Source organism: Pseudomonas sp. IT-P176, from assembly GCF_949767245.1.
Taxonomy (GTDB): domain Bacteria; phylum Pseudomonadota; class Gammaproteobacteria; order Pseudomonadales; family Pseudomonadaceae; genus Aquipseudomonas.
On record NZ_CATKPN010000062.1, the window covers coordinates 17,368 to 28,219 of the forward strand.

A 10,852-nucleotide genomic window follows, 5' to 3' on the forward strand; every position below is an offset into this window, starting at 1 on the left:
TACTCACGAGAAAAGTCTAATGAAAGCTGCCGTATTCCATCAGGTAGGCGCCCCGCTGGTCATCGAAGAAGTGGGCATCAGCAAGCCCGGCCCACGTGAAGTGCTGATTCGTACCCGGGCGGTGGGTGTGTGCCACTCCGACCTGCATGTGATCGATGGTTCGTTCCCGTACCCGGGCCCGCTGGTCCTGGGGCACGAGGCCGCCGGGGTAGTCGAGCAGGTCGGGAGCGAGGTGCGCTCGGTCAAGCCCGGCGACCACGTAGTGACCTGCCTGACCGTGTTCTGCGGCCACTGTGAGCACTGCGTGACCGGCCACCTGGCGCGCTGCGTATCACCGGAAACCAAGCGCGGGACCGACGAGGAATCACGCCTGACCTATGTGCACAAACCCATTCCCCAGTTCGTCAACCTGTCCGGCTTTGCCGAGCAGATGCTAGTGCATGAGAACGCCTGCGTGGCGATCCGGCGGGACATGCCCCTGGACCGTGCCGCACTGCTGGGATGTGCGGTGACCACCGGTACCGGTGCGGTGTTCAACACCGCCAAGGTGCGCCCGGGTGAAACCGTGGCCGTGATCGGTTGTGGCGGCATTGGCCTGGCGGCCATCAATGGCGCGGCGTTGGCCGGGGCAGGGCGGATCATTGCCATCGACATGCTCGATTCGAAACTGCAACTGGCTCGCCAGTTCGGTGCCACCGACCTGGTCAATGGCAAGGACGGTGATGCCGCCAAGCAAGTGCTGGAGTTGACCCGTGGCGGGGTGCATCACTCATTTGAATGCATCGGCCTGAAGCAGACCGCCGAACAGGCCTTTGCCATGCTTGCACGCGGCGGCACCGCCACCGTGATCGGCATGCTCAAGCCTGGCCTGAAAATCGAACTGGACCCGCTGCAACTGCTGCATGAGCGGCGTATCCAGGGCTCGTTGATGGGCTCCAACCGGTTCCCGGTGGACATGCCGCGCCTGGTGGACTTCTACATGGCCGGCAAGCTCAAGCTCGACGAAATGATCTCCCAGCGCATCAAGCTCGAGCAGATCAACCAGGCCTTCGATGAGCTGCGCCGTGGCGAACTGGCGCGTTCGGTGGTCATTTTCGACGAGTAACAGGCCTCGGCACCTAACACGCACGAACACGCTGCCGACCTGCGGGTCGGCACGCCACCGGCTGACGGAGTGGATGGATGGATATTGATTTCAGTGCAGACGAACAGGCCTTTCGCGAAGAGGTTCGGGCCTTCCTGCGTGAGCAGTTGCCTGCGCAGTTTGCCCAGCGGATTGCCCAGGGCAAGCGCTTGAGCAAAGAGCACCAGGTGCAATGGATGCAGACCCTCAACCGCCAGGGCTGGCTGGCACCGGGCTGGCCAGTGGAACACGGGGGGACTGACTGGAGCGCAGTCAAAAAACACATCTTCGAGGAAGAGTGTTTCGCCGCCGGCGCACCCAAGGTGGTGTCGTTCGGCCTGAAAATGGTGGCCCCGGTGCTGATCAAGTTCGGTACGCCACAGCAGCAGGCGCGTTTCCTGCCACGTATCCTTACGTGTGAAGACTGGTGGTGCCAAGGCTACTCGGAGCCGGGAGCGGGCTCAGACCTGGCCTCCCTGAAAACCCGCGCCGTACGCGATGGCGATCACTACGTGATCAATGGCCAGAAGACCTGGACCACCCTGGCGCACTTCGCCGACTGGATGTTCTGCCTGGTCCGCACCGACCCGCAGGCCCAGCAGCAGCGCGGGATTTCCTTTGTGTTGCTGGACATGCGCACCCCGGGGATCACCGTGCGGCCGATCATCACCCTCGACGGAGAGCACGAAGTCAACGAGGTGTTTTTTGACAACGTGCGGGTCCCGGTGGCCAACCTGGTGGGCGAGGAAAACCAGGGCTGGACCTGTGCCAAGTATCTACTGACCCATGAGCGCACCAGCATCGGCGGGATTGCCCACAACAAGGCACTGTTGAACCGGCTCAAGCAGATCGCCAGTCAAGAGCTGCGTGACGGCCGGCCACTGCTCGAAGACCCATTGTTCCGCGGGCAGATTGCCGAAGTCGAAATGCAACTGATGGCCGCGCAGATGAGCAGCCTGCGCACCCTGGCCGCCGCTCGCGATGGCGCGGCCGCGGGTGCGCAAAGTTCGTTCCTGAAAATCCGTGGCACCGAGATTCGCCAGGCCCTGACCTACCTGATGAGCAAGGCTGTTGGCCCCTACGCCATGCCCTTCATCGAAGAAGAACTGGGTTATGACCAGGCGCCGCTGCTGCACAGCGCGTACAGCAGCGCCGCCACCTACCAGTACCTGGACGCACGCAAGGCCTCGATCTACGGCGGTGCCAACGAAATCCAGAAGAACATCATCGCCAAAATGATTCTCGAACTCTAAGGGGCGCCCGGCATGGATTTCAAACTGACACAAGAGCAACTGATGTTGCAGGACACCGCGGCGCGCCTGGTGCGCGACGCCTACGGTTTCGAACAGCGCGAGGGTTTTCGCCAGAGCGAAGCAGGCTTCAGCACGGCTTTGATGCAGCAATTGGGCGAACTGGGTCTGTGCGCCGTGCCCTTTGCCGAAGCCTACGGCGGGTTTGCCGGCAGTGGCGTGGAGAGCATGCTGGTGATGACCGAACTGGGCCGGGGCCTGTGCCTGGAACCGTACTTGCACTCGGTGATTTTCGCCGGCGGCCTGGTCAATCAACTGGGCAGCGAGGAGCAAAAACACAGCGTGCTGCCCCGACTGGGGAGCGCCGCGCTGCAACTGGCGGTGGCGCTCGAAGAGCCGCAAAGCCATTACTGTCTCAATGACGTGCAGACCAGCGCCACGGCGGTGCCGGGTGGCTGGCAACTCAAGGGACGCAAGTCGGTGGTGGTGGGAGGGCAAAGCGCCGGGCTAATCCTGGTCTCGGCGCGCACCAGCCACCAGGCGCGTGACGAGCAGGGCATCAGCCTGTTCCTGGTCGACCCGCAAGACCCTGGCGTGCGGCGCCGCGACTTCGCGACCATTGATGGGCGCAGGGCCTGTGAGCTGTTCCTGGAGGATACGTTTGTCAGCCACGGTTCACTGCTGGGCGAGGAGGGCCAGGCCCTGCCTGCCCTGCGTTACCAGCAGGGGCGCAGCATCGCCGCGCAGTGTGCCGAGGCGCAGGGCAGCATGGAAGCGGCCTGTCAGTTGACCCTCGACTACCTGAAGACGCGCCAGCAATTCGGTCAGCCAATCGGCAAGTTCCAAGCCTTGCAACATCGCATGGTGGAGATGTACATCGAACTCGACCAGGCCACCTCGATGACACTGCTGGCTGCCTGCGTCGCCGACCAGCAAGACAGTGACGAGCGCAGTCGGATCCTGGCTGCAGCCAAGTTCATCGTCAGCCGGGCCAGCCGTTTTGTTGCCGACCAGGGCATCCAACTGCATGGCGGTATTGGCTTGACCTGGGAGTACGTGTTGTCTCATCACGCCAAGCACCTGCTGATGGTCGCGCGGCAATTTGGTGACGACGACCACCATTTGCGGGCCTATACCACGTTGATGCAGGGATATTCAGCGTAACCGGCTAGCGGCTGCGCAGGGCATTGGGCGACGACAGCGGTGTCAGCCGCCGCACGTTATACAGTTGCAGCACGGCGCCCAGCAACGCCACGCCCGCGGCGCTCCAGGCCAGTGCCCAGCCGGGCATGGCCCATAACAACAGCAGGCCGCCAGCTGCCGCACCGAGGGCACTGCCCAGGTACAGCGCCGATTCATTGAGGGCCACCGCCAGGTCGCCATCGCCGTGGCGTTCCCGGGCGGCGAGCAGTTCGTTGTTCTGCGGAACCTGCAAGGCCCAACCGACGCAGCCCCACAGGGCGATCGGCAACAACGCGAGCCAGGGCGACAGGCCCGCCATCACCGGCAACAGCAACAGCGCTCCGCCGAGTACCAGCATGATGATCAGGGTCAGGATCGGCCCCTGGATACGCTCCAGCAGCGGACCGACCAGGAAACTCCCGGCCACCCCGCCCAGGCCCCAGACCCACAGATAGGGTGTCACGTTGCCGACACTGCCGTAGGTCGGGTCGCTCATGAGCGGCGCAATGAAGGTGTACATGCCCAGGCTGGACACTGCGGCCAGCAGGGAAACCAGCAAGATGGCCAGCACCTTGCGGTCGCTGAGCAAGGCCAGCTTGCTGCGCAGGGCCACGGTCGGTCCGGCCGGTACCGCCGGTAATAGCCGCTGCAAACCAAGCCATGCACCTGCGCCCAGCAGTGCCACCAGCCACAGCGCGGCCTGCCAGCCGGCAGCTTCGGCCAACAGCAGACTCAGGGGCACCCCCAGCACGGTACCGCTGGCCATGCCGGTCATGATGATCGCGATGGCGCTGCCACGCCGTTCGGGCTCAGACAGCGCTGCACAGACCGTGATGCCGGTCGCCAGATACACCCCGGCACCGAGTCCGGCCAGCGCCCGGCACAGCATCAGCAGGGCAAAGTCGTTGGTCAACGCACCGCCGACATTGGCCAGCACGAACAGCCCCAGTGCGCCCAACAGGCCAAGGCGCTGGCGATTGCGAGGCAGGAGGGCGACCACCAGCGGTGAGCCGATGCCGTAGGCCAGGGCAAACACGGTCACCAGTTGCGCGGCGATGGCCATCGGCACGCTGAAGGCCTGTTCGAGCATCGGCATCAGGCCGGCCGTGGCGTAGGACGCCATGCCCAGCGCGAAGGCGCCGACGGCAATCAGGTAGACCGAAGTGGGGGTGGGGTTGCGCATGCACATCTTCCTTGTCTGGCACAGTGGAGCAGGGGGGCTGGGCCCGGTGCGGACAATTCTTTAGCAGGCTAATCATTGTTACAATATCTACCGTTTATGCTGTTACTAGGAGTAACCGGATAATGGGTAGAACACTCGAGCGCACCCGCCTGGAGTTGGCGGCGTTCCTGCGCAGTCGCCGTGAACGCGTCACCCCCGAGCAGGCCGGATTGCCCGCCGGTGGACGCCGCAGGACTCCCGGCTTGCGCCGCGAAGAGGTCGCGGCGTTGGCCGGCGTCGGATTGACCTGGTACACCTGGCTGGAACAGGGCCGCGAGATCGGCGTTTCACCGGCCTTCCTCGACAATCTGTGTCGCGTCCTGCACCTGGACCCCATGGAGCGTCGGCACCTGTACCTGCTGACCTATCAGCGGGCGCCGGCCGAGCAGGCACAGACCTGGTGCGTGGTGCCCAAGGTCATCCACCGCTTGCTCGCCGACCTGACGCTGCGCCCAGCCTACGTGTTGAACCTGCGCTGGGACGTGCTGGCCTGGAACCCCACCGGCGAGCAGCTGTTTCACTTTGCCGACAAGCCGGCGGAGCAACGCAACCTACTGTGGATGCTGTTCACCGATGAACACGTGCGCGCGCTGTTCGACCCGTGGGAAGAACAAGCACTGCAGATGTTGTCGAGCTTTCGCCGGGATTTCGGGCACGGCTCCCGGCAAAGCGATGTCGCAGAATTGGTCAAGGACCTGGAGAAAATCAGCGCCGAGTTCCGCCAGGGCTGGTTTCGCCAGGATCTCCATGGCCCTTGTCAGGGCACTCGACACCTGCAGCTCCCGGACCTGGGCGCGGTGTCGTTCGAGCACACCATGCTGACCATCGACGCCGACCGGCATTTACGCCTGGTGTATTACGCGCCATGCCAGGAGGGTGACGGCCAGCAGCGGTTTGAGGGTTGGTTACACGATCGTTTGCGCTGAGCCTGGACGCAATGTCCCAGGCCCCACCCAATCCCGTAGCAGCTGCCGAAGGCTGCGTTGGGTTGCGCAGTGACTCCCGGCGGAATCGCCAAACCCAATGAACGTCCTGCGCCCAGGCACGCTTTTTCCTCGCTCGCGACTACATAAAACATCATTTCGCTAATCCCCTGCGCGTCACAGAATGCGCCCAACACCCCCGCACCGTAAGCGCAAACGCAGCACCACGATGATCTGCATCAGAGGCGCCAGCCATGACCGATCTGAACCCTTCCAACTTTCAGAAGTGCACAGACATGACCGTTGAGAAAATCCAAATTGATACGCTTGTTGTGGGTGCCGGTCAGGCCGGCGTGGCCATGAGTGAGCACTTGAGCAAGCTTGGGGTGCCGCACCTGGTGCTGGAGCGCAACCGGATCGCCGAAGCGTGGCGCACCGGGCGCTGGGATTCGCTGGTTGCCAATGGCCCGGCGTGGCACGACCGCTTTCCGGGCCTGGAATTTGCCGGCCTGGACCCGGACGCCTTTGCCGCCAAGGAGCAGGTCGCGGACTACTTCGAAGCCTATGCGAAAAAATTCAATGCACCGATCCGCACCGGGGTCGACGTGCAGAGCGTCGAGCGCAATACCGACCGTCCTGGCTTCACTGTCAACACCAGTGCCGGGGTGATCGAAGCGCGGCATGTGGTGGTCGCCACCGGTCCGTTCCAGCGCCCGGTGATCCCGCCGATTGCACCGGCCATCAGCGGCGTCCAGCAGATCCACTCGGCGCAATACCGCAACCCGCAGCAACTGGCTGCAGGCGCGGTACTGGTGGTGGGCGCCGGCTCCTCGGGGGTGCAGATCGCCGATGAACTGCAGCGCGCCGGCAAGCAGGTGTACCTGTCGGTGGGGGCTCACGACCGGCCGCCGCGTGCCTATCGCAACCGTGATTTCTGCTGGTGGCTGGGGGTGCTGGGCGAATGGGATGCCGAGGCCATGCAGCCGGGCAAGGAGCACGTGACCATTGCCGTGAGTGGGGCCCGCGGGGGTGAAACCATCGACTTTCGTCGGCTCGCCCAGCAGGGCATGACCCTGGTCGGCCTGACTGAATCCTTCAACGGTGGCGTGGTGAACTTCGCGGACAACCTGGCCGACAACATCGCCCGTGGCGACGAGAACTACCTGGCCCTGCTGGATGCAGCAGACGCCTACATTGCCCGCAACGGCCTCGACCTGCCACCGGAGCCCGAAGCCCGCAACCTGTTGCCCGATCCGGCCTGTGTCAGCCAGCCGATCCTGCAGCTCGACCTGGCCAAGGCCGGGGTCAGCACCATCATCTGGGCCACCGGCTACACGGTCGACTACAGCTGGTTGAAGGTCAACGCCTTCAAGGACAACGGCAAACCCCAGCATCAGCGCGGCGTGTCGAGCGAACCCGGGGTGTATTTCGTTGGTTTGCCGTGGCAGTCCCGGCGCGGCTCCGCGTTCATCTGGGGGGTATGGCACGACGCCAAACACGTCGCCGACCACATCGTCAAACAACACACCTATTTCAACTACCGGGATGCCGCACAACGCCAGGCCGATGCCGAGCAGGCGTGCGCGGCACCGCTCCAACCAGCCAGCTGCATGGGAGTTCGTTGATGCCTACTCATACCCGCATCCGCATGTTCAACACCAAAGACACCTACCCCAACCAGACGCTGGACAACGACCTGTGCCAGGCCGTGCGCGCCGGCAATACCGTGTACGTGCGGGGCCAGGTCGGCACCGACTTCGATGGGCAACTGGTGGGCCTCGGCGACCCCCGGGCCCAGGCCGAGCAAGCCATGCGCAACGTCAAGCAGTTGCTTGAGGAGGCCGGCAGCGACCTGAGCCATATCGTCAAGACCACCACCTACCTGATCGACCCGCGCTACCGCGAGCCGGTGTACCAGGAAGTCGGCAAATGGCTCAAAGGGGTGTTCCCGATTTCCACTGGCCTGGTGGTCAGCGCCCTTGGCCAGCCGCAGTGGCTGATGGAAATCGATGTGATTGCCGTGATCCCCGAATAAGGAACCGACCATGACCTTTTCCATCGTTGGACGCTGCGCCGAGACCGGCCAGTTGGGCATCGCCATCAGTTCCTCGAGCATCGCCGTCGGTGCTCGTTGCCCTTGGCTGCGGGCCGGTGTCGGCGCGGTGTCGAGCCAAAACATTACCCTGCCGGCCCTCGGCCCGCAGATCCTCGACGGCCTGGCCGCTGGCGCCGCGCCGTCCCAGGCCCTGGACCAGGCCCTGACCCGCAACGGCTACAGCCAGTACCGCCAGGTGGCGGTGGTGGATGCCCAAGGCCGGACTGCCGTGTTCAGCGGCAGCCAAGCCCTGGGCACCCACAACGCCCTGGCCGGAGAGCAGTGCGTGGCCGCTGGCAACCTATTGGCCAACAGCGCGGTGATCGAGGCCATGGTCGCCGCCTTTGAACACAGCGAAGGCTGCCTTGCCGCCCGTTTACTCAGTGCCTTGCAAGCTGGCCAGGCGGCCGGTGGCGAGGCTGGCACGGTGCATTCGGCAGCACTGTCGGTGGTCGATGACCTGACCTGGCCAATCGTCGACCTGCGGGTTGACTGGGCCGAACACAATCCGATCGATGAACTGGGCAACTTGTGGCGCGCCTACCAACCCCAACTGCAGGACTACCTGACCCGCGCCCTCGACCCAACCCTGGCGCCCAGCTATGGAGTGCCTGGTGATGAGTGAGCCGCGCAGCCGCGCCCTGTTGGCCAGGCTGGTAGGGTTCGCCACGGTCAGCCGCGACTCGAACCTGGCACTGATCGAGTTCGTTCGCGACTACCTGCAGGGCCTGGGCGTGGACTGCGAACTGATCTACAACGCCGAACGCAGCAAGGCCAATCTGCTGGCGTCGATGGGCCCGCAGGTGGCCGGTGGCATCGTGTTGTCCGGGCACACCGACGTGGTGCCGGTGGACGGCCAGGCCTGGACGGTCGAGCCGTTTTGCCTGAGCGAGGCCGACGGCAAATTGTTTGGGCGCGGTACCGCCGACATGAAAGGCTACCTGGCCTCGGTCCTGGCGGCGGTGCCGCTGTTCCTGGCAAGTGACTTGCGCCGGCCGGTGCACCTGGCGTTGTCCTATGACGAGGAAGTCGGTTGCCTGGGCGTGCGCAGTTTGCTCGAGCTGTTGCCCCAGCGGATCCCGGCGCCGGCCTTGTGCCTGATCGGCGAGCCGACCGAACTCAAGCCGGTGCTCGGCCACAAAGGCAAGCTGGCGATGCGTTGCCATGTGCACGGCGCTGCCTGCCATTCGGCGTACGCCCCCTACGGGGTGAACGCCATCGAGCAAGCCGCACGCCTGATCGGCCGGCTGGGTGAGATCGGTGCCACCCTGGCTGAGCCGGAGCTGCAGGACTCACGTTTTGATCCGGCTTACTCCACCGTACAGGTCGGGGTGATCCAGGGCGGCACGGCGTTGAACATCGTGCCGGCCGATTGCCGTTTCGATTTCGAAGTGCGCGCCTTGCCGGACTTCGCCCCGCAGGCGGTGGTCGATGAATTGCAGCACTACGCCCAGACCACGTTGCTGCCGGCGATGCAGGCGATCAAGGCCGAGACGTCGATTCGCTTTGAACAACTCTCGGCCTACCCGGGCCTGGCAACCCCGGCGGACAGCGCCGCCGCGCGTCTGATCGCCCGGCTGTGTGGCAGCGATGCCTTCAGCACCGTGGCCTTCGGCACCGAAGGTGGGTTGTTCGATGCGGCCGGTATCGCGACTGTAGTCTGTGGTCCCGGCAGCATGGAGCAAGGACACAAGCCCGACGAGTTCGTCAGCGTCGAGCAGTTGCACGCCTGTGACCGCCTGATGGATCGACTGGCGGCCTGGCTGAGCGCACCCGAAGAACAATAACAAGGCCCTCCGGCCGCCCATGCGTGTCCCGCCGCCGCCTCAGTGCGTACCGGCATTATCGAGGAACAGATCCATGTCCAGATCCTTGCGTTGCAGCCTTCCGTTTGCCCTGGCCCTGTTGAGCGGTGCAGTGTGCGCCGCGCCCCAGAGCCTCACCGTGATTTCCTTTGGCGGGGCCACCAAGCTGGCCCAGGACAAGGCCTACTTCCAGCCGTTCAACGCCAGCGGTGCCGGCAACATCGTCGCCGGTGAGTACAACGGCGAACTGTCGAAGATCAAGGCCATGGTGGCCGCCGGTCACACCAGTTGGGACGTGGTCGAAGTGGAAAGCCCGGACCTGCTGCGCGGCTGCGAGGAAGGCCTGTTCGAGAAACTCGACCTGAGCGCCCTGGGCGACCCGGCGCAATTTGTCCCGGGGGCACTGACCGAATGCGGGGTTGCCACCTATGTCTGGTCGATGGTCCTGGCCTTTGACCAGGGCAAGCTGGCCAAGGCGCCGCAGAACTGGGCGGACTTCTGGAACGTCAGCGAATTTCCCGGCAAGCGCGGGCTGCGCAAGAGCGCCAAGTACACCCTGGAAATCGCTTTGCTGGCCGATGGGGTGAAAATGGATGAGCTGTACAAGGTCCTGAATACCCCGCAGGGCGTGACCCGGGCCTTTGCCAAACTGGACCAGATCAAATCCAGCATCCAGTGGTGGGAGGCGGGCGCCCAGCCGGCACAGTGGCTGGTGGCCGGGGACGTAGTGATGAGCGCCGCCTACAACGGTCGCATTGCTTCGGCCCAGGAGGAGGGCATGAAACTGAGCATCGTCTGGCCACAAAGCCTGTACGACCCGGAATACTGGGCCGTGGTCAAGGGCACCCCGAACAAGGCCCTGGCCGAGAAGTTCATCGCCTTCGCCAGCCAGCCCCAGGCGCAGAAAGTGTTCTCGCAAAACATTCCTTACGGGCCGGTGCACCTGCAGACCCTGGCCTTGCTGCCCAAGTCGGTGCAGGCGCAACTGCCCACCGCCGAGGCCAACCTGGCCGGCGCCGGGGCGGTGAACGCCGAGTTCTGGGTCGACCATGGCGAGGAGCTGGAACAACGCTTCAACGCCTGGGCTGCCCGCTAATCCCCACTTCAACTCCCACAGGCATCTCCAATTCCTGTGGGAGCGGGCGCCCGCTTGCGGCTTGCTCGCGATGGGCATTGACGTTGCACCTGTGGAGAGAGAACCTGCTTGGGTCGTGACCTCTGGGCCTCTGGGCCTCTGGGGTGTTGGATCAGG

Annotated in this window: 10 protein-coding genes; 9 read left to right on the forward strand and 1 reads right to left on the reverse strand. The window is 64.4% G+C overall.

All coding sequences use genetic code 11. The features are described from left to right. Positions 1-19: 19 nt before the first annotated feature. The 3 genes from ACM6IP_RS18640 (at position 20) to ACM6IP_RS18650 (ending at position 3,537) form a co-directional block, all read left to right on the forward strand. Positions 20-1,105, forward strand: a complete 1,086-nt coding sequence (locus tag ACM6IP_RS18640; protein WP_414862052.1) for a Zn-dependent alcohol dehydrogenase — start codon at positions 20-22, stop codon at positions 1,103-1,105. Positions 1,106-1,182: 77 nt separating this feature from the next. Next, on the forward strand, positions 1,183-2,376 hold the full coding sequence (locus tag ACM6IP_RS18645) for an acyl-CoA dehydrogenase family protein (RefSeq protein ID WP_401131199.1): 1,194 nt from the start codon (positions 1,183-1,185) through the stop codon (positions 2,374-2,376). A gap of 12 nt (positions 2,377-2,388) precedes the next feature. After that, a complete protein-coding gene (locus ACM6IP_RS18650; RefSeq protein ID WP_095171865.1) occupies positions 2,389-3,537 on the forward strand; it encodes an acyl-CoA dehydrogenase family protein in 1,149 nt (382 codons plus the stop codon). A gap of 4 nt (positions 3,538-3,541) precedes the next feature. Here ACM6IP_RS18650 and ACM6IP_RS18655 read toward each other — a convergent pair whose 3' ends face one another. After that, a complete protein-coding gene (locus tag ACM6IP_RS18655) occupies positions 3,542-4,738 on the reverse strand; it encodes an MFS transporter (protein WP_414862053.1) in 1,197 nt (398 codons plus the stop codon). A gap of 122 nt (positions 4,739-4,860) precedes the next feature. On the opposite strand from ACM6IP_RS18655, the gene ACM6IP_RS18660 reads away from it, so the two are divergent. The 6 genes from ACM6IP_RS18660 to ACM6IP_RS18685 all read left to right on the forward strand — a co-directional run bounded on the left by ACM6IP_RS18660 (position 4,861) and on the right by ACM6IP_RS18685 (position 10,696). After that, entirely contained in the window at positions 4,861-5,703 is an 843-nt protein-coding gene (locus ACM6IP_RS18660; RefSeq protein WP_414862054.1) for a helix-turn-helix transcriptional regulator, read from the forward strand. 251 nt (positions 5,704-5,954) lie between these two features. Then, the gene (locus ACM6IP_RS18665) at positions 5,955-7,325 is read left to right on the forward strand and encodes a flavin-containing monooxygenase (protein ID WP_414862055.1); all 1,371 of its coding nucleotides are present in this window, start codon (positions 5,955-5,957) and stop codon (positions 7,323-7,325) included. Beyond that, positions 7,325-7,735, forward strand: coding sequence for a RidA family protein (locus tag ACM6IP_RS18670; protein ID WP_003182257.1), 411 nt, complete (start codon positions 7,325-7,327; stop codon positions 7,733-7,735). Before ACM6IP_RS18665 ends, ACM6IP_RS18670 begins: the two co-directional genes overlap by 1 nt. 10 nt (positions 7,736-7,745) lie before the next feature. Then, the gene (locus tag ACM6IP_RS18675) at positions 7,746-8,420 is read left to right on the forward strand and encodes a DUF1028 domain-containing protein (RefSeq protein ID WP_320332221.1); all 675 of its coding nucleotides are present in this window, start codon (positions 7,746-7,748) and stop codon (positions 8,418-8,420) included. Continuing rightward, positions 8,413-9,582 (forward strand): acetylornithine deacetylase, encoded by a 1,170-nt coding sequence (argE, locus tag ACM6IP_RS18680; RefSeq protein WP_414862056.1) that lies wholly within the window; start codon positions 8,413-8,415, stop codon positions 9,580-9,582. The genes ACM6IP_RS18675 and argE overlap by 8 nt, the downstream gene beginning before the upstream one ends. Before the next feature lie 73 nt (positions 9,583-9,655). Continuing rightward, entirely contained in the window at positions 9,656-10,696 is a 1,041-nt protein-coding gene (locus ACM6IP_RS18685) for an ABC transporter substrate-binding protein (protein ID WP_095171876.1), read from the forward strand. The last annotated feature ends 156 nt before the right edge of the window (positions 10,697-10,852 follow it).

Excerpts from the sequence above, each read along its gene's own strand:
- ACM6IP_RS18650 (WP_095171865.1), top strand. The coding sequence starts at position 2,389 with ATGGATTTCAAACTGACACAAGAGCAACTGATGTTGCAGGACACCGCG.
- ACM6IP_RS18655 (WP_414862053.1), bottom strand. The coding sequence starts at position 4,738 with ATGCGCAACCCCACCCCCACTTCGGTCTACCTGATTGCCGTCGGCGCC.
- ACM6IP_RS18640 (WP_414862052.1), top strand. The coding sequence starts at position 20 with ATGAAAGCTGCCGTATTCCATCAGGTAGGCGCCCCGCTGGTCATCGAA.
- ACM6IP_RS18665 (WP_414862055.1), top strand. The coding sequence starts at position 5,955 with ATGACCGATCTGAACCCTTCCAACTTTCAGAAGTGCACAGACATGACC.
- ACM6IP_RS18685 (WP_095171876.1), top strand. The coding sequence starts at position 9,656 with ATGTCCAGATCCTTGCGTTGCAGCCTTCCGTTTGCCCTGGCCCTGTTG.
- ACM6IP_RS18675 (WP_320332221.1), top strand. The coding sequence starts at position 7,746 with ATGACCTTTTCCATCGTTGGACGCTGCGCCGAGACCGGCCAGTTGGGC.
- ACM6IP_RS18645 (WP_401131199.1), top strand. The coding sequence starts at position 1,183 with ATGGATATTGATTTCAGTGCAGACGAACAGGCCTTTCGCGAAGAGGTT.
- ACM6IP_RS18660 (WP_414862054.1), top strand. The coding sequence starts at position 4,861 with ATGGGTAGAACACTCGAGCGCACCCGCCTGGAGTTGGCGGCGTTCCTG.
- argE (WP_414862056.1), top strand. The coding sequence starts at position 8,413 with ATGAGTGAGCCGCGCAGCCGCGCCCTGTTGGCCAGGCTGGTAGGGTTC.
- ACM6IP_RS18670 (WP_003182257.1), top strand. The coding sequence starts at position 7,325 with ATGCCTACTCATACCCGCATCCGCATGTTCAACACCAAAGACACCTAC.